Genomic DNA, 17,768 nt, shown 5'->3' with positions numbered 1-17,768 from the left:
TACCAGCCAGCTCTCTTTGTTTCTTATTTAGCGAGCTCGTAAATCGCCTCAGCGTAGATCGCTGCGGCACGTAATAAATCTTCTATCTCCATATATTCATCGACCTGATGCGCCACATCTTTAGCGCCTGGGAACAATGCGCCGAACGCGACGCCTGCTTCGAGCGAACGGGCATACGTACCGCCTCCGATGGCCATCAAGTTCGCATGTTCACCCGTTTGACGTTCGTATACGCTTGCTAGCGTCTTCACAAGCGGGTGATCTTCTGCCACGTGATGTGGTGGCATATGTTGACGCGTCTTCAATTCAAATCCAAGCGACAAGGCGATTTCGCGAAGGTTTTGCAACCGTTCTTCAAACTTCGCCGTATAAGGATAGCGAATATTCACTGTTGCTGTACGCTCGCCTTCACTATAACGGAACACCCCACCGTTGATCGTTAAATCACCTGTCTCATCACTCGCTTCAATCCCGAGCGAAATTCCACGTGAGTCTGCAAACATGTGACGAACAAGTTCGATATAGCGTTCTCCCTGAATGTCGAGTGGAAGATGCAACAAGAATCCCGCGAGGACATAGGCCGCGTTGATTCCGTTATCCGGTTCCATCGCATGTGCGGCTTTCCCCTTCATCGTAAAGGTATATATACCCCGATCATACTCACATGTTCCATCTGCCTCGTATTTCTCTAAATACGCCTCAAATTTTTCTTCAAGCACTTCGTCCGTCTTCAGTTCAGCTCGCGCGAAGTCTGGTACCATATTCGGACGTTCTCCGCTCGTGAATGATAGAAGATGGTATGCAGATGCGGGTACATGTTGGATTGGTAGTTGGGTCAACACACCATCGTACAATCCTTTTTCTGCATTGATAATGGGGAAGTCCGCGTCGGGTGCGAAGCCGTATGTCGGCATCTGTTCTTGTTTGAAATATTCACGGACACAGCGCCATTCACTCTCTTCATCACAACCTGCAATGAGGCGGACTCGTTTCGAGAGTGGTAAACCGAGCTCTTTCACGATGCGTAGACCATAGTATGCAGCCATCGATGGTCCTTTATCATCGTTACTTCCACGCGCAATGATTTTGCCATCTGTGATGGTCGGGGTGAACGCACCATACGTCCATCCTTCCCCTGCTGGTACGACGTCAAGGTGACATAAGATCCCGACGATTTCCTCGCCGTCCCCATATTCCAAATGTCCAGCGTACCCGCCAACATCTTTTGTTTTAAATCCGTCACGCTCACCGATTTCAAACATGTAGTCGAGCGCTTTTCGAACCTCGAGACCGAACGGCATGTTCGGTGCGCTTTGTGACTCATCGAGTACGCTAGGGATTTCTAGTAATCCTTTTAAGTCCTCTAAAAATGCATCTTTACGATTGTCGACTTCCTGTCTCCAATTCATGTTCATCTCCCCTTTTGCGAATGTTCTCTCCCTTACTAGTATATCCAAATGAATGAAAGACGAACATTCATTTAGAAAAGTTTTTTTCGTTCGTGTTTAAGCCTCGTTTAAACCTAATCATATATTCTTCATTCGATATTTACGTTCATAATCAAATCTTTACAAACAGATTGTTCGTGCTTTCCGCTTGCATTTTTACACAGGAGCGGTATACTAAAGGTGTGATTTTAGAAAATAACAATTTTATATTTCATTTTGTCGTCTGTAGGTATGTTTTCATTATTCTACACATTGGGAGGTCATCCAATGAAAGGCTCAACAGATCGGATGTTAACGCGCATCAAGTCCATTTATTTGTTCATCAATGAAAGGGAGACAGTTACCACTTCAGAACTAGTAGAAGAGTTCGGCATCACGTCGCGTACTGTGCAACGTGATTTGAACGTACTTGAGTACAATAATCTTGTGGAGAGCCCTAGCCGTGGCACGTGGACTTCATCGAAACGTTCACTCAAGACGGCAAATTGAAACGTATATGTAGATTCAAGAGACCTGGCTTTCAGGTCTCTTTTTTCATGAAAAAAGAATCTGCCTCATCAGACAGATTCTCTCATCGCACTACTTATTGAAGAAACAATTGAACTTCTTCTTCCGTCAACTCACGATATGAACCGAGCTCAAGCGTTTCATCGAGTTCTAGCGCCCCGATCTGTACACGCTCCAATCGCTCAACGTGTTTGCCTACCGCCGCGACCATTCGTTTCACTTGGTGATATTTCCCCTCAGACAGTGTGAGACGGATGACCGAACGACGTCCGCTCCGGCTCAGGATCTCGAGACGGGCCGGCTTCGTCGTGTAGCCATCCTCTAACTCAACCCCATTTGCAAACGTCTTAATGTCGTCTACTGTCATCTCCCCATCGACTTCGGCGATATACACCTTGTCGACATGTTTACGTGGTGACATGAGCGCGTGGTTGAACGCACCATCGTTTGTAATGAGGAGAAGCCCCGTCGTATCTTTATCGAGGCGTCCGACCGGGAAAAGGTCATAATGGGCATACTCGGGATCAATCAACTCGATGACCGTCGTCTCGACTTGATCCTCCGTCGCACTGATGACCCCTTCTGGCTTGTTCATCATGAAATAGATGTAAGGACGATATTCAACGACTTCCCCGAACACCGTGACCCGTTCTGATTCTGGGTTAACGTGTCGTTTTGCATCCTTTACAGGCGCATCATCGATTCGTACTGCACCTTGTTTTAATAGGATTTTCACGTCTTTCCGTGAACCATATCCCATGTTTGATAACAATTTATCAATTCGCATTATCCGTTCCTCCGATATTCAAAGCGTTTCCCCAATAGTTTCCCTGCGAGATGGCTACGCCAACTGAGATAACCATATACGAGAACGCCAATTGTCACTCCGACGATTGTCGCAAATACATCGTTCCCCCAACTTGCCTCAGCACTCAACGTGACGAGGAGGGAAAGGAAAACGGTCGCGTACATCGCCGCACCCATCAAAAACATCAAGATGGTCCGACGAAGCAGTTGCTTATACGGGAAATGAAGTGAGCGTTGAATCATCCATACCATGAGAATGATCGCTACAATATATCCAGCTATCGTCGCATAACCGGCACCGATTCCACCGAGCCAATAGACGAGCGGCACGTTCAGAGCGAGTTTTGCCAAGAGCCCCATCGATGTGGCAAAGATGGTGAAGTATTGACGGTTGATCCCTTGAAGGATGGCAGCCGCGACCGAGTAATAGGCTAAGAAAAAGGCACTAGGTGCATAGTGGAACAAATACACCCATCCCTCACGGTCCCCCGGAAACAATGTTCCGAACAATGGTTCTGCAAGAGCAACGAGACCGATCACCGCAGGAATCGTCACAAAGAACGATACTTGGAAAATATGATTGACTTGGTTTCGTACTTTTTGCATATCGCCCGTCGTAAAGGAACGAGTGACGAGTGGGATGGTCGCCATCGAAACACTCGCCGCAATCGATACAGGGATTAAGACAATTTTATGAGCGTTACCCGTTAAGAAACCATACGCCGACGTTGCTTCAGAAACAGTCGCACCCGTACTGAGCAATGTATTGACCATCGTCAATTGATCAATCAATTGATAGAGAGGGGTCGATACCCCGACCATCACGATTGGGATTGAATAGCTAAGCAACTCGAGCAACAACGATTTCATCGAGCGGACGGGAGTTCCTGCTGGGTTCTCTGTCTGACGATGGATGTCTTTTCGACGTTTCCAATACATCATAAGCACGACAAAACTACCGATCGCTCCGACAAACGCACTGAACGTCGCAATCGTGACCGCAATGACTTTCAATCCGTTCAATTCAGTCGTTTCAACAGATTGCGTCCCTCCAAGGGCATTGGCAATCGGTTGAATGAAGTTTGAATCCGCAAAGACGAACAAGACGAGCATCGTTCCACTGAGGAGGAACAGGATGCGTACAATCTGTTCGACGACTTGTGAGATTGCCGTGGGAGCCATGTCTTGATGTCCCTGGAAATAACCGCGCACCATGCTCATCGCCGGGATGAGCAGTAAGGCAAAACTGACGCTTCGTGTCACGAGGGTGAGCGAGTCAATGTATTGCTGATTGTTCTCTGAGTTTCGCACCATTAGCTCCGATAACCATGGTGCCGCAAAAAAGAGTAATAAAAAAGCGACGACACCGGTCGCAAGCATCAGCTTCATTCCTTGTCGGAACAGTCGTTGACTTGTCCCGTATTCTCCTAGCGCGTTATATTTTGCGATAAATTTCGAAACAGCAACAGGAATCCCTGCCGTCGAAATGGAGATCATGATCGCATAATACGTATATGCGGCTTGATACAATGTCACTCCGGCAATCCCGACCATCGCTTGGAACGGGAATGTGTACAATAGTCCTAACATTCGGGAAATCAAGTTTCCCGCCGATAAAAGAAGCGTCCCTTTGACGAAGGAGGCTCTTCCAGAATCTTGTTTGGCGCTTGATGACATGAGGCACCTCCATCTATAAATCAACTATTTCAATGAATTCGGTTTTACAAAACAACCGCTTCTCATTATACTCTTACTGTTACGGATAATAAAGTTACGATAATTTTACTAATCATATAGATGAAGAAATGAGGAGATACCTATGAAAGATGTCATCGTCATCGGTGGAGGACCGAGCGGACTTATGGCAACGTATGCAGCGGCAAAAAGTGGCGCTTCGACCTTATTGATCGACAAAGGATCGAAACTTGGTCGAAAATTGGCCATTTCAGGTGGAGGACGTTGTAACGTCACGAATCGAAAGCCAATCGATGAATTGATTCAGTTCATTCCTGGGAACGGTCGTTTCTTATACAGCGCCCTTGCCCAGTTCGACAATCAATCGATTATCGACCTCTTCACTGGATTCGGGATTCCTCTGAAAGAAGAGGACAATGGTCGCATGTTTCCTGTGACGGATAAGGCACAGGATGTGGTCAACACGTTGCTTCGGGCGATTGAAGACCTCGGCGTCGAGATTCGAAAAAAGGCTGAAGTCAAAACGCTACATTTTAATGAAGAAAACGAGTTTCACGCGGTCGAGTTGATGGACGGTGAAATGATTGTAGCCAAAGCTTGTGTCGTTGCGGTCGGCGGACAATCCGTCCCACACACCGGTTCGACAGGTGACGGTTATCCGTGGGCAGAAAAAGCCGGACATACGATCACGGAACTCTTCCCGACAGAAGTACCCATCAAATTGAACGATTCGTTCATCGGAACGAAACAGCTTCAAGGACTATCGTTACGAGACGTCGCGTTGACCGTGCACGGCAAAAAAGGGAAGGCCATCAAGACACACCAGGGCGATATGATTTTTACGCACTTTGGAATCTCAGGTCCAATCGCGCTCCGCTGCAGTCAGTACACGATCAAAGAACGGAAGCGTAGTAAAGAACAAGTCGTCCTCTTGTCACTCGACTTCTTCCCGGACACGTCACGGGATGCGCTCGTCCAGGAACTGTGGAACCAAGTTCAGGGCCAACCGAAACGTGCCGTTAAAAACGTATGGAAAGGCTATATCCCCGAGCGACTTCTTGACTTGTTGTTAGAAGAGCTCACATTTGGTGAAGAAGATGCGAGTCAACTGAAGAAACAATCCGTTATCGACTTCGCAACACGTTTGAAAATGTTCGAGATGCACGCCGTCGGGACACTCGACTTTGATAAGGCGTTCGTCACAGGTGGCGGCGTATCGGTTAAAGAAGTTGCGCCACAGACGATGATGTCAAAGAAGGCACCCGGTCTCTTTTTTGCCGGTGAAGTACTCGATATCCATGGATACACAGGTGGCTACAACATCACAGCCGCCTTCACGACAGGACATTGCGCCGGATCGCATGCAGCTGAACTGGCCACAGAGCGGTAAAGGGTTCGGTCCAACGTATCATCTGTGTTCTATTGTGATCATTAACAATCAAAAGGCTTGATCCTGTCTCATTCAGGATCAAGCCTTTTCACATTCTTTTCAGCTTAATTTTCTAATTTCATCACATCTCGATACTTATATGCTTTTAAAATCTCGTGATCTTCTTTAAATGTCCATTCGGGAATCGACAGCTCTGGATGCGCCGTCAAATAGTCATGGAGCACATCCCTACCTAGAATATAGTTACTCCAACGTGGCATATCCTTTTGATAATTACCGACTACAAAATCGGTGTGGGACGTTTCATAATCATTCACTCGGCTCGCGATATGTTCCATGGTCGCATCATCGATTGGTACATACCATGGTGGCGTTACCCCTTTGACAATGCGATCGGCAAACGTATCGGCTTTCCCTTCAATGATGACAGAATCAAGAATTGTATTAAGACGGAACTCAGGTTGATCATAAAGAATCAGATGATGATACTCATGAGCCGTCGAATGGGCTAGCACACCTTTGTCAAAATCTGTATCGAGAAACAAGATGAAGGTATCATTATAGGCTTGGCCGGCCACACCTTCCAACGCTTCACTATCGTAGAAGAATTCAGGATTGTAAGGGGCAACAAACACCATACCCTTCTTTTTAGGAAGGATTTGATTTGAATCGATATATGTTGATGTAATAATCTCATTAATCTCGTCATGCCGCTCGATTAATGAGTCCAACTGCTTCAGCAATTGTTGCTTATGAGGAGTCGGCTTTAGTAAAAAATTTGTTTTGATGAGGGATGTATCGATCTTTTCTTCCTCTCCGACCTCTCCTATGTAATCGAGTACGTATTTTTTGAAATTTTGTTTGCTCTCCTCCGAATCGGTTGATTCAAGGGATGCGTTCAAATATTGCTGGTATTGGGTGTAGAGTGGGACGATTGTCAATTCGTTCTCGTCATTGATTTTTATCGTTTCGATTGAAACGTCAGGCTGTGTTTTTAACGTTTTTTCATCCTCACTACATGCTGCTAATAGAAGTGCTGAACTTACACATAGAATACCGAATAGCTTTTTCAGTTAAATGACCTCCATCTCAATGATCAATATCTCTCACACACTCACTTCTGTTAAATTATACCATAAATTACTCTCATAACCTTTCCGATCCCATCTAATATCAGGATATCGTCACGACCATCACAACAAAAAACGACTCGAACCCATTCTAGTGAGGGCTCAAGCCGTTTAGGATTATTCTTTCCCTGCGATTTGACGACGCACTTCTTTTTCGAGCTCCGGCTCCGGCGGCATCCATCCTTCAGGTTTCATGACTTTATTGTCCGACTCGCGTAAGATCGGCTTCCCATCCGGTCCAAGCTTCGCCATATTGGCGCGCTGGACGATTTCAAACAACGGAACGGGGTCGAGTCCGAGTTCAACGAAACTGCCCATCACAAAATATAACGCGTCCGTTAACGCATCCCCTTGTCCGACGAGACGTTCCACATCATCCGATGGTGGTGTGTCTTGCAACGATTTTTGGACGGCTTTTTGGAATCCTACTTGGAATTGCTCAATCGCTTGTAAAAACTCTTCTTCCGATTGCGATGATTGATGCAAAAATTCGACGACCGCTTCCTCTGCTGTCCACACCGACCGCTTCGTCGCGCGATCAAGCGTCAACGGTTGCGGCGATTTTGCTCCTGGATGTCCAAAAGTTTCATGAAATTGTTTCACTTCTTCAAAAAAATATCGTTTGCTCATTTGTCATTCCCCCATGATCAGTCCACGGATACGAAGGCATCCAAATCGAATACTTCCGGGTGGACGATTGCAAAGATTTCATTGTCTTGTAAAAACATACCGGTCGAGTCATACACGCGAGGGGTCACCATCTGACCGTTGATGGTCCCTTCTTCTGGGTTGACTGTGTAGAGGACGAGCTCTTCTGAGTCGAGCACGTAGATGCGTCCTTGTCTCTCGACAAGGCCGACTCCTTCGAATCGCTCAAACTTTTGTTGGATCGAGGCACTCATCCCGTCAGCAGACAACGCTTGGCGTGAATCAAGCATCCATTCGGTTTCGGGTTCTTTTTCCTCATCCTCTTCTTGAACGTTTCGCTCATTTTCAGGTGCGTCTTCCGAAGCAACCGATTCGCTCGAGGCATCGTCATTCGTCGAGACGTTTTCTGTCGTTGAATCTTCCGATGATTCTTCTGTTTCTTTAGTAGTCGTGTCAGCATCAGTTGACGCTTCTGATGATTTTTCATCTGCAGGATTTTCCGGTTCAATCTCGCGCTCTTCGATATAAAGGAGCTCAAGGTCCGGTGTATCCGCCAAGCGATTCATCATGAACAGACGCTTCGATTCCCGGTCATAACCGAGACCAAAGATTCGGTCTTCTGACAGAAGTCCTTTAATTTGTTTACGTGGTCTCTCGACCCAGCGTCCTTCTTCTCGTTCGATTGTGACGAGAGTCCCGTTCGCAGTCACCGCGTAGACCCGATCTTCTTCGATCATGCGCATTCCGATAAAGTCATCGAGGCGCTGTTTCCCTGAATTCTCAAGTTGGAGCACCGAGTTGACGCGCGTCCCATTCCCGCTCACTTCGAAAAATTCAGCCTGTTCGGTAAGTACAAGATAGGCTCCAATCGTGTCGCTATAGTACACTTCATCAATCTGATTAATCTGTTCGAGCGCATCGGTCGTATCAATATCTTCATCATCTTGCGCCGCTTCCACAGGTGGGAGGGATGCCGTTTGATGGCTTGTTTGAATATCAATTTTTTCAAATGTCGAGGCGACCTGTCGCTGAATCTCTTCATCAGAGAAGACAAAGATATAGCAAAGAATCACACCGACCACGACGGCACATAATGTCGTGTATAGCACATAAGAACGTTTCATGGACATGTCGTCCCCTTCTCCTTCAGTATCGCCCTTTAGTGTATCAAAACCGACCGTAAAAGAAAATGACCTCACCAAAAAGAAAAGAATGTGCGACAATGTCACACATTCTTTTGATTACCCCACTACAATATTGACGAGTTTTCCAGGAACGACAATGACTTTACGAACCGTCTTGCCTTCTGTGAACTCTTGGACACGCTCGTTCCCGAGTGCTTCCGCTTCAAGTGCTTCTTTTGATGCGTCACGCGAGACGTGCATTTTCGCACGGAGTTTCCCGTTCACCTGGATGACGACTTCAATCGTGTCGCTCACAAGTTTTGACTCATCGTATGTCGGCCAAGCCGCATACGTCAACTCTTCCGTCATGCCCATCTTCTCCCACAACTCTTCAGACAAGTGCGGCGCGACTGGTGAAAGCATCTTGATGAAGTCGACCATTTGAGATTTCGGCAACGTCTCTTGTTTGTTCGCTTCATTGACGAAGACCATCAACTGCGAGATCGCCGTGTTGAAGCGAAGGGCTTCATAATCTTCCGTCACTTTTTTCACCGTCTGATGATACGTGCGTTCAAAGTCGGCAGTCGGTGCCACGTCTGCGAAGTTCGTCTGATCGAACAAACGCCAGACGCGGTCGAGGAAGCGACGTGCCCCGTCAAGACCATTCGTCGACCATGCGATGGCCGCGTCAAGTGGTCCCATGAACATTTCGTAAAGTCGGAGTGTATCGGCTCCGTGTGACTTCACGATATCATCCGGGTTGACGACGTTCCCACGAGATTTTGACATCTTCTCGTTGTTCTCACCGAGGATCATCCCTTGGTTGTAGAGTTTTTGGAACGGTTCGTTCGTTGGGACGACACCGATATCAAAGAGGACTTTATGCCAGAAACGTGCGTAGAGCAAGTGAAGAACGGCATGCTCCGTACCCCCGATATACAAGTCGACCGGAAGCCAACGCTTAAGTTTCTCAGGATCCGCGATCATCTCTTCGTTATCTGGATCGATGTAACGGATGTAATACCAGCAGCTACCTGCCCATTGTGGCATCGTGTTCGTCTCGCGACGACCTTTTTCCCCTGTGACAGGATCTGTGTACGTCAACCACTCTTCTGCGTTCGCAAGTGGCGACTCGCCCGTACCAGATGGTTTGATTTCATCGATGATCGGAAGTTCGAGCGGAAGCTCTTCGACCGGTACCGTCTTCATCGTTCCATCTTCCATGTGGACGACCGGGATCGGCTCGCCCCAGTAACGTTGACGGCTGAACAACCAGTCACGAAGGCGGTATGTCGTCTTCGCACGCCCTGTGCCACTAGCTTCGAGCTCTTCAATGATTGTCTTGATGGCATCGGCTTTATTAAGTCCGTTCAAGCTACCAGAGTTGACGTGCTCTCCGTCTTCGACGTAAGCCGCCTCTTCCACGTTTCCACCTTTGACGACTTCACGGATCGGGAGGTCGAACGTTTTCGCAAACTCATAATCGCGCTCATCGTGTCCAGGAACAGCCATGACTGCACCTGTCCCATATGTCGAGAGAACGTAGTCCGCTGTCCAAATCGGAAGTTTCTCGCCGTTCACCGGGTTGATCGCATAAGCGCCCGTGAAGACACCCGTCTTCTCTTTGGCGAGATCTGTACGCTCAAGGTCCGTCTTCTTAGAGACTTCTTCAATGTAGGCTTCGACTGCCGTCGATTGTTCAGGTGTCGTGATCACTTTCGTGAATGGATGCTCCGGTGCGAGCGTTACGTATGTCGCCCCGTGAAGCGTATCCGGACGTGTCGTGAACACCGTGACGATCTTATCGTGACCATCGACCTTGAAGTCGACCTCGGCACCGACTGATTTGCCGATCCAGTTGCGTTGCATCTCTTTCACGCTCTCCGGCCAATCGAGACCTTCCAAGTCTTCAAGCAAACGCTCCGCGTATTCTGTGATGCGAAGCACCCACTGTTTCATTGGGACGCGGTAAACCGGGTGATTCCCACGCTCTGACAACCCATCGATGACTTCCTCGTTCGCAAGGACCGTACCGAGAGCCGGGCACCAGTTGACCGCGACTTCATCGACGTATGCAAGGCCACGATCGAAGAGTTGCGTGAAGATCCATTGTGTCCATTTATAATATTTCGGGTCCGTCGTGCTAATTTCACGGTCCCAATCGTATGAGAATCCGAGTTCTTTCAATTGGCGACGGAACGTTTCGATATTGCGCGCTGTGAACTCACGCGGATCGTTCCCTGTGTCGAGTGCATATTGTTCAGCAGGAAGACCAAATGCATCCCAACCGATCGGGTGAAGGACGTTGTATCCTTGCATCCGTTTCATACGTGCGATGATGTCAGTTGCCGTATAACCTTCCGGGTGACCGACGTGGAGACCTGCTCCTGATGGGTACGGGAACATATCAAGCACATAAAAACAATCCTTCTCCGGGTCCTCTGTCGTTTTGAATGCTTCTTTCTCTTCCCAACGCTTTTGCCATTTCGGCTCGATTTCTTGATGTTTAAAATAGCTCAACTTTCTTCCTCCTCTGCATAATAAAAAGCCTTTCGTCCCCGAAAATGGGACGAAAGGCTTGAAAGCTCTCCGCGGTACCACCCATGTTGCATTGCTGCCACTTGAGACGCCGGTAACGAGGCGTAACCCCGGTTTTCCCTACTCATTTCAGGAAAACAGCTCCAAGGCGAGTTCACGACCTCCATTTATCGATTCACACCAACCATCGACTCTCTTTGAAACGGAACGTTCGCTACTAATCCTCTTCATCGCTTGCTATTCATCGTAGTCTATTTTAGCCCATTCTGAAATTCAACGTCAACTTGATTTTTCTGTGACGCGAATGTCTTTCATGACGACAAACAGTGTAAGGGCAAACGTGACGAGTAGGAGAAGCATGCCAAAGACCGCCGTGATGCCGAACAGATCGTAGACAAAACCGGACATTGTTGGCCCAATCATACGACCGACGGATGCTGCGATATTGACGAGTCCTTGATATTGGCCAGCTTTACCTGGAGGGGCAAGTTTCGCTGCAATCGTTGGGACTGCTGGCCAAACGAACATTTCCCCAATCGTCATGACGACCATCCCGACCATGAACATCCCGAACCCACCAGCAAACGGGACAATCAAGAAGGCACCAAGGAAAATGGAAGCTCCGATGATTAACTGACGTTTCAAATCGTCCTCAAACTGTCGAAGCACACGGTTGAGTAATGGCTGTGCGAAGACAATCATCGCTCCGTTCACTGTCCATAGGAGTGAGTACTGACTGATTGTGACACCGAGATCTTTCGAATGAACGGCAATCGTTCCTTGCCACTGCACATAGACGAACCAAAGGACCGCATATCCGATGGCGACGTACCACATCGACTTCATCGTTGCGCTCGAGAGAGTCGTGGCGGCAGCCTCAAGTTGTGATTGCACGACAGGACGTGCCGGGTTCTTCAAATAACGAAGCCCAAATAAGAGCACCACGACAAATAAGACGGACAAGGAGAAGTTCGCATAGAAAATCCACTCGATGTTAAATCGAGCGATTTGTCCACTCATCGCCGTACCGAGAGCGACCCCCACATTTTGCGCAACATAAATCGCATTGAACGAACGACGTCCTCCTTCTGGCCAGATAAGACCCGCAAATGCGTAAACGGTCGGAAAGACGAGTCCACCTGAGAAGCCAATCAAACCGAGCCACACTAAATAGCCGAAGAACGTGGCGTGGAACAGTAAAAATCCAAGTGAGCTCGCAAGCAATAGACCAACAGAGATCATGAGCGTCGTTTTTCCACCGATCCGGTCGAACAACGTCCCCCCGATGTAGTTTCCGACAATCGCGAGTGCCGAGTTCACAAGAAGTGCCACCCCGGCAAGCGTCATCGACTCACCTAAAAAATCATGAATATACAGTGTGTTAAACGGCCATAAAAAAGACGCCGCCGTTGTATTGAGCGCCATCGCAATGACTAGAATCCATACCGAGATTGGCATTTTATTGTTCACACCAAGTCCTCCTTTCATTCCTCTTTCACATCAAAAAAATCGGCACATAACGGCCGAATCGACAAGATTTCCTTATCAAACCTAAACGAACGCCAAGGAAGTGTCAAGAAAAATTACTTATTATGAAGTTTTGCCATTTCCCGTTTGTGATAGCATGAGCAAGGAAGGAGAGATGATCATGAATCCATTTGGTCAAAACCGATATCACACGCTGAATGAGGCATATCGCCGAGAATATGGAGGGAAGGTGTTCAAGGTACCGCTCGATGGCGGATTCACCTGTCCGAACCGTGACGGTCGCGTCTCAAAAGGCGGATGCACCTTCTGCTCGGACGATGGAAGTGGTGATTTCGCGGGAAATGCCTGTGACCCGATCCCCGTTCAATTTGCAGAAGTGAAGGCCCGGCTCCACCGGAAGTGGAAACATGCCAAGTACATCGCTTATTTTCAAGCGTTCAGTAATACGTATGCGCCGGTCGAGCGGTTACGTGAGTTGTATGAACCGGCACTAAAAGAAGATGGGGTCGTCGGGCTCTCAATTGCGACACGTCCAGACTGCCTACCGGACGACGTCGTCGCCTATTTAGCAGAACTGAATGAACGGACGTCCCTTTGGGTGGAGCTTGGTCTTCAGACCGTACATGATACGACCGCTAAAAAGATTAATCGTGGACACGACTATCAATCGTTTTTGACAGGTCTTGCGAAACTTCGCCGTCACAACATTCGTGTCTGCGTTCATATCATCAATGGCCTCCCAGGTGAGACACCAGAGATGATGCTCGACACAGCCCGAGAAGTTGCTAAAATGGACATACAAGGAATCAAGATCCATTTACTTCACGTCTTGAAACACACACCGCTCGCCCGTCAATACGAAAAAGGTCTACTCGAATTGATGGAGGAAGACACATACGTCTCCCTCGTCTGCGATCAGCTCGAATGTATACCTCCTGAGGTCATCGTCCATCGTTTGACAGGAGACGGTCCGCCCGAGCTATTGATCGGTCCGCTATGGAGTCGTCACAAGATGCAGGTGCTAAACAAGATTCGTGCGGAATTGGAACGACGAGATTCTTTCCAAGGAAAAAAGAAGGATGAGATCTATGGGATTAATGAGAGTACTACCTTTTGCGAAACAACTACTACATGACCATCTCGAAGAAGGACATGTCGCCATCGATATGACAGCCGGAAACGGACACGATACGTTATTCCTCGCGCAAGCCGTTGGCGACACGGGACATGTGTACGCATTTGATATCCAGTCAGAGGCCGTAGCGGCCACAAACGCACGGATTGAAGAGGCGGGTGTCAGTGACCGGGTGACCGTCATTCATAATAGTCACGACACAGTTCATGCCGTCGTCGAAGACGAGAAGCGCCCGATTACCGCGGCCGTCTTCAATCTAGGTTATTTACCCGGGAGCGACAAATCCATCACGACACACGGGAATACGACCATCGCTGCCTTGTCTCAACTATTAGAGGTCATGGCTGTCGGTGGTGTCATCGTCATCGTGATTTATCACGGACATGAAAGTGGAAAAGTCGAACGTGACGAGGTACTCCGTTATGTAGAGTCACTCGACCAAAAACAGGCAGGCGTCCTACGGTACGGCTTCATCAACCAAATCAATCATCCCCCGTTCATCGTGGCGATTGAAAAACGAGGATAAGAAAAAGGCGGCTCAGTTGAGTCGCCTTTCGTCATTCTTGAATCAATTCATAAAATGTCATGAGCGTTTCCGCAAATTTCGTGTTTAACCGCTCGTATCCAAAATGCGGGAAACCTTCCAATCGGCGGATATACACTTGATCTCCACCAATCTTTCGACAGACGTTCAGTGTCAGCTTCACATCTGCGAATTGGTCGTCCGGTGCGTAGAAACAAGCGAGCGGAAGACGTGGCAAATGTTTCTTCTCTTCTTGATGCTCGACAATTTCTTCTTCAATTTCACGATATTGTGCATACGTGATTTCACCGAATCGGGACGATTCGTCTCCCCCACCAGTGAAGGTCATCATTCCGAGTGGCAAGTCTGGGCGGAAGCGGTCGACAGCACTCGCGACGACTTGTTTCAACCCACCGATTTGACGCGTTGCATGCCAGTCAAACAATGGGGAGATGTATGTGAGGCTCCCGAGTGGCACATCGTACTCCTGTAAGAGTCGATTCGTAAAGAGTGCGCCCAGGCTGAATGCCACAATGTGAATCGGCAATTTGTACTCTCCTGCCTCACGTAATGCTCGTTTGATGAGTTGTTTATGGTCATCTGCCGTCAATCCGACCGATTGGTCCCGAACGACGATGACTTCGTAGTCGTCCTGTAGCCGTCGAATAAAATTCTCGCTGATCCGTGATGTGAACTGTAACGGATACACGATGACGATGACCCCTTTTCGTGTTTCTTCATATGTCATGCTGTCGTCACCTCATTTATAGACTATGTATATTGTATCAAAAAAACATCAGTCGCAACTGATGTTTGAGGAAAATCCGTCTGGAGGCTTAGCTCGGGTCATATCGTAAATGAATGAGTTCCATCGGTCGATCATACACCTCTTCTTGGATGCGGTTCACTTCTTCAAACGATTGATGTAAGAGAAACGCAATCGCCTGATCATTTGAATTCTCAACGTACACTTCCATCGGTTGTTCTTTTGTGGATTGGAGGTGTTCCAAAAAGGCTGCGCCATACCCATTCCGATGATAGTCGGGATGCAGATAGAGACGAAGCATCTCCCACATGTCACCGCGATCGATGGCATGACAAAATCCGATGACCTCTTCATCATACTCGCCGACGATAAAGTACTGTTCTCGTGCTTCTTCACTTGAACTGATTGCTCGCACAATCTCTTCTTGGCGATAGGCGCGCTCCATTGCTCTCGTTCGATTGGAATCATCCTTTGAAATCGTCGCGAGTGCAATCGTCCGAATCAACGCCGCATCCTCTGGCACTGCTTCCCTCATCTTCATGACAGCTTCCCCCTTTTGGCCAATCTATTTGTATCATTCCCTATCCTAGCGTTTTTATCCTGCCCTTCATTTCTTTTTCATGACGAAACATAAGAAAAGGTTATATCGAGATTCGTCAAGGGTATATCACAACCAATGCCAATGATATGAAGGAGTGTTCAAGATGGAACCAAAACTAGAGCATGACCCGAAAGTCGAACAGACAGCGCATCCGAATCGTCAATTCGACCAATTGGACGGAGGGAGTCCTAAAATCAGCGTCGTGACCGGAATGTTACTCGGTGCCCTCGTCGGTGGACTTCTCGCCTTACTGAGCTCATCCAATCGCGAGCAGACGAAGCAATCCCTTTCGAACGCGAAAACTTCGGTCGGCGGGATCGTCAATGAAGTCAAGCAAGATCCTGCCGGAAAGGCATCCCAGGTAATTGAACAAGTGAAAAGTGCTTCGTCTAAAATTCAAGAAGTATCAACAGATGTTCAAAACGTCTACGAGAAAGTCGTCGGTGAGGTCGATACCGTCAAAAAGGATGTCAATCAAATCGTCGAAACGGCCCAAGAAGCCAAGTCTGATTTACAAGACATCGGTGAAAAAGTTGTTGAAGCGAAAGATACGGCACTTGGACAAGAAACCACTTCAAATGATTCGTCGACGAATCATGAAAAGACACAGTCCCCTCCTACAACGTAAAAAAACGACCTTTCCGCGGAAAGGTCGTTTTTTTTGATTACGCAAAACGCTTCGCGCCTTCTTCAAGAATGGCTGCTTTATCTGTTTGCTCCCACGGGAGTTCGATGTCTGTACGACCGAAGTGACCGTATGCTGCCGTTTGTTTGTAGATTGGGCGACGAAGGTCTAGCATCTTGATGATGCCTGCCGGACGGAGGTCGAAGTTCTCACGAACGAGTTCAACGAGTTCCGTTTCGCTCAATTTACCAGTGCCGAACGTATCGACAGCAATCGATACTGGGTGTGCAACACCGATTGCGTACGCAAGTTGAACTTCTGCTTTATCCGCAAGTCCTGCTGCAACGATGTTTTTCGCTACATAACGAGCTGCGTATGCCGCTGAACGGTCAACTTTTGTAGGATCTTTACCAGAGAATGCGCCACCACCGTGACGTGCGTAACCACCGTACGTATCGACGATGATTTTACGTCCAGTCAAGCCTGCATCTCCTTGTGGTCCACCGATTACGAAGCGACCAGTCGGGTTGATGAAGTATTTTGTTTCAGCATCGATGAGTTCAGCCGGAATGACGGCTTCGATGACATGTTTTTTCAAGTCTTCTTGAATTTGCTCGAGCGTGATCTCTTCCGCATGTTGAGTCGAAATGACGATTGTATCGATGCGAACAGGGTTGTTGTCCTCATCGTACTCGACTGTCACTTGTGTCTTCCCGTCCGGACGGAGGTACTCAAGCGTACCGTTCTTACGTACTTCAGCAAGGCGACGTGACAATTTGTGCGCCAATGAGATCGGAAGCGGCATGAGTTCAGGTGTCTCGTTTGTCGCGTATCCGAACATGAGACCTTGGTCACCTGCTCCGATTGCATCAAGTTCCTCTTCAGTCATCTGACCTTCACGTGCTTCAAGCGCTTGGTCAACACCTTGCGCAATGTCTACTGACTGCTCGTCAATCGATGTCAAGACGGCACATGTTTCTGCGTCGAAACCGTATTTCGCACGCGTATATCCGATTTCACGAATCGTTTCACGGACAACTTTCGGGATATCCACGTAAGTTGACGTTGTGATTTCACCAGCTACGAGTACAAGACCTGTTGTGACAGACGTTTCTGCCGCAACACGGGCATTCGGGTCTTCCGCTAAAATGGCATCCAAAATCGAGTCAGAAATCTGATCACAAATTTTGTCTGGATGTCCTTCAGTAACCGACTCTGAAGTAAAAAGTCGACGGTTCAATTTTGACATTCAAAAAACCTCCTATAATAAGGGTAATATGTGGACGGTACTCGTTCCCCTTACGCGTTGCTTTGGGACGGTAATGAAAAAAACCTCCCCCGAT

At 48.0% G+C, this 17,768-nt stretch carries 16 protein-coding genes and 1 other annotated feature; of the genes, 5 read left to right on the top strand and 11 right to left on the bottom strand.

Translation table 11 applies throughout. The annotated features are described in order from the left end of the window. Window positions 1–23: 23 nt before the first annotated feature. On the bottom strand, window positions 24–1,409 hold the full coding sequence (gene pepV / locus KNO94_RS05635) for a dipeptidase PepV (protein ID WP_214778119.1): 1,386 nt from the start codon (window positions 1,407–1,409) through the stop codon (window positions 24–26). Window positions 1,410–1,715: 306 nt separating this feature from the next. On the opposite strand from pepV, the gene KNO94_RS05630 reads away from it, so the two are divergent. After that, the gene (locus KNO94_RS05630; protein ID WP_074033475.1) at window positions 1,716–1,937 is read left to right on the top strand and encodes a DeoR family transcriptional regulator; all 222 of its coding nucleotides are present in this window, start codon (window positions 1,716–1,718) and stop codon (window positions 1,935–1,937) included. Between the two features lie 94 nt (window positions 1,938–2,031). Here the strand turns inward: KNO94_RS05630 and KNO94_RS05625 are convergent, their stop codons facing one another. Beyond that, window positions 2,032–2,742 carry a pseudouridine synthase gene (locus KNO94_RS05625; protein ID WP_214778118.1) on the bottom strand — a complete coding sequence of 237 codons (711 nt, stop codon included), beginning with the start codon at window positions 2,740–2,742 and terminating at the stop codon, window positions 2,032–2,034. Beyond that, a complete protein-coding gene (locus KNO94_RS05620; RefSeq protein WP_214778117.1) occupies window positions 2,742–4,439 on the bottom strand; it encodes a putative polysaccharide biosynthesis protein in 1,698 nt (565 codons plus the stop codon). The genes KNO94_RS05625 and KNO94_RS05620 overlap by 1 nt, the downstream gene beginning before the upstream one ends. A 142-nt stretch (window positions 4,440–4,581) precedes the next feature. Here KNO94_RS05620 and KNO94_RS05615 point away from each other — a divergent pair, with 142 nt between their 5' ends. Next, a complete protein-coding gene (locus KNO94_RS05615) occupies window positions 4,582–5,847 on the top strand; it encodes a BaiN/RdsA family NAD(P)/FAD-dependent oxidoreductase (RefSeq protein WP_214778116.1) in 1,266 nt (421 codons plus the stop codon). A 104-nt stretch (window positions 5,848–5,951) separates the two neighbouring features. On the opposite strand, the gene KNO94_RS05610 is transcribed toward KNO94_RS05615, so the two are convergent. The 5 genes from KNO94_RS05610 to KNO94_RS05590 all read right to left on the bottom strand — a co-directional run bounded on the left by KNO94_RS05610 (window position 5,952) and on the right by KNO94_RS05590 (window position 12,757). Then, window positions 5,952–6,788 (bottom strand): DUF2268 domain-containing putative Zn-dependent protease, encoded by an 837-nt coding sequence (locus tag KNO94_RS05610; RefSeq protein ID WP_251125832.1) that lies wholly within the window; start codon window positions 6,786–6,788, stop codon window positions 5,952–5,954. Window positions 6,789–7,094: 306 nt separating this feature from the next. Continuing rightward, window positions 7,095–7,607, bottom strand: coding sequence for a pyrophosphohydrolase domain-containing protein (locus tag KNO94_RS05605; protein WP_214778115.1), 513 nt, complete (start codon window positions 7,605–7,607; stop codon window positions 7,095–7,097). A gap of 17 nt (window positions 7,608–7,624) precedes the next feature. Continuing rightward, the gene (locus KNO94_RS05600; RefSeq protein ID WP_251125831.1) at window positions 7,625–8,749 is read right to left on the bottom strand and encodes a hypothetical protein; all 1,125 of its coding nucleotides are present in this window, start codon (window positions 8,747–8,749) and stop codon (window positions 7,625–7,627) included. A 117-nt stretch (window positions 8,750–8,866) separates the two neighbouring features. After that, complete coding sequence (gene leuS / locus KNO94_RS05595; RefSeq protein WP_214778111.1) at window positions 8,867–11,269, bottom strand: leucine--tRNA ligase; 2,403 nt, start codon at window positions 11,267–11,269, stop codon at window positions 8,867–8,869. 42 nt (window positions 11,270–11,311) lie between these two features. After that, window positions 11,312–11,527, bottom strand: a binding site (T-box leader). 39 nt (window positions 11,528–11,566) lie between these two features. Beyond that, window positions 11,567–12,757: an MDR family MFS transporter gene (locus KNO94_RS05590; RefSeq protein ID WP_214778109.1), complete on the bottom strand. Its 1,191-nt coding sequence runs from the start codon at window positions 12,755–12,757 to the stop codon at window positions 11,567–11,569. Window positions 12,758–12,935: 178 nt separating this feature from the next. Here KNO94_RS05590 and mnmL point away from each other — a divergent pair, with 178 nt between their 5' ends. Both mnmL and mnmM read left to right on the top strand, forming a co-directional pair. Beyond that, on the top strand, window positions 12,936–13,910 hold the full coding sequence (gene mnmL, locus KNO94_RS05585) for a tRNA modification radical SAM protein MnmL/YtqA (RefSeq protein ID WP_214778107.1): 975 nt from the start codon (window positions 12,936–12,938) through the stop codon (window positions 13,908–13,910). Beyond that, on the top strand, window positions 13,864–14,436 hold the full coding sequence (gene mnmM, locus KNO94_RS05580) for a tRNA 5-(aminomethyl)-2-thiouridylate-methyltransferase MnmM (RefSeq protein WP_214778105.1): 573 nt from the start codon (window positions 13,864–13,866) through the stop codon (window positions 14,434–14,436). Before mnmL ends, mnmM begins: the two co-directional genes overlap by 47 nt. A 31-nt stretch (window positions 14,437–14,467) precedes the next feature. Here mnmM and KNO94_RS05575 read toward each other — a convergent pair whose 3' ends face one another. Together KNO94_RS05575 and KNO94_RS05570 are read right to left on the bottom strand one after the other, a co-directional pair. Then, window positions 14,468–15,181, bottom strand: a complete 714-nt coding sequence (locus tag KNO94_RS05575; protein WP_214741464.1) for an alpha/beta hydrolase — start codon at window positions 15,179–15,181, stop codon at window positions 14,468–14,470. Window positions 15,182–15,269: 88 nt separating this feature from the next. Next, on the bottom strand, window positions 15,270–15,740 hold the full coding sequence (locus KNO94_RS05570; RefSeq protein ID WP_214778104.1) for a GNAT family N-acetyltransferase: 471 nt from the start codon (window positions 15,738–15,740) through the stop codon (window positions 15,270–15,272). A gap of 163 nt (window positions 15,741–15,903) precedes the next feature. Between KNO94_RS05570 and KNO94_RS05565 the strand changes: the two genes are divergently transcribed. Next, window positions 15,904–16,428: a hypothetical protein gene (locus KNO94_RS05565; RefSeq protein ID WP_214778103.1), complete on the top strand. Its 525-nt coding sequence runs from the start codon at window positions 15,904–15,906 to the stop codon at window positions 16,426–16,428. A gap of 37 nt (window positions 16,429–16,465) precedes the next feature. Here the strand turns inward: KNO94_RS05565 and metK are convergent, their stop codons facing one another. Then, on the bottom strand, window positions 16,466–17,674 hold the full coding sequence (gene metK, locus KNO94_RS05560; protein ID WP_012726792.1) for a methionine adenosyltransferase: 1,209 nt from the start codon (window positions 17,672–17,674) through the stop codon (window positions 16,466–16,468). Between the last annotated feature and the right edge of the window lie 94 nt (window positions 17,675–17,768).

Origin of the sequence: Exiguobacterium sp. s22 (assembly GCF_018617455.1) — a bacterium.
Taxonomy (GTDB): Bacteria; Bacillota; Bacilli; order Exiguobacteriales; family Exiguobacteriaceae; genus Exiguobacterium.
The sequence above is the reverse complement of the archived record's forward strand: the minus strand, read 5'-3'. Positions and strand labels throughout refer to the sequence as shown.

What these genes read in the sequence shown, in the direction of transcription:
- pepV (WP_214778119.1), bottom strand. Translation starts at nt 1,409, where the DNA reads ATGAATTGGAGACAGGAAGTCGACAATCGTAAAGATGCATTTTTAGAG.
- KNO94_RS05630 (WP_074033475.1), top strand. Translation starts at nt 1,716, where the DNA reads ATGAAAGGCTCAACAGATCGGATGTTAACGCGCATCAAGTCCATTTAT.
- KNO94_RS05625 (WP_214778118.1), bottom strand. Translation starts at nt 2,742, where the DNA reads ATGCGAATTGATAAATTGTTATCAAACATGGGATATGGTTCACGGAAA.
- KNO94_RS05620 (WP_214778117.1), bottom strand. Translation starts at nt 4,439, where the DNA reads ATGTCATCAAGCGCCAAACAAGATTCTGGAAGAGCCTCCTTCGTCAAA.
- KNO94_RS05615 (WP_214778116.1), top strand. Translation starts at nt 4,582, where the DNA reads ATGAAAGATGTCATCGTCATCGGTGGAGGACCGAGCGGACTTATGGCA.
- KNO94_RS05605 (WP_214778115.1), bottom strand. Translation starts at nt 7,607, where the DNA reads ATGAGCAAACGATATTTTTTTGAAGAAGTGAAACAATTTCATGAAACT.
- KNO94_RS05600 (WP_251125831.1), bottom strand. Translation starts at nt 8,749, where the DNA reads ATGAAACGTTCTTATGTGCTATACACGACATTATGTGCCGTCGTGGTC.
- mnmL (WP_214778107.1), top strand. Translation starts at nt 12,936, where the DNA reads ATGAATCCATTTGGTCAAAACCGATATCACACGCTGAATGAGGCATAT.
- mnmM (WP_214778105.1), top strand. Translation starts at nt 13,864, where the DNA reads ATGGGATTAATGAGAGTACTACCTTTTGCGAAACAACTACTACATGAC.
- KNO94_RS05575 (WP_214741464.1), bottom strand. Translation starts at nt 15,181, where the DNA reads ATGACATATGAAGAAACACGAAAAGGGGTCATCGTCATCGTGTATCCG.
- KNO94_RS05570 (WP_214778104.1), bottom strand. Translation starts at nt 15,740, where the DNA reads ATGAAGATGAGGGAAGCAGTGCCAGAGGATGCGGCGTTGATTCGGACG.
- KNO94_RS05565 (WP_214778103.1), top strand. Translation starts at nt 15,904, where the DNA reads ATGGAACCAAAACTAGAGCATGACCCGAAAGTCGAACAGACAGCGCAT.
- metK (WP_012726792.1), bottom strand. Translation starts at nt 17,674, where the DNA reads ATGTCAAAATTGAACCGTCGACTTTTTACTTCAGAGTCGGTTACTGAA.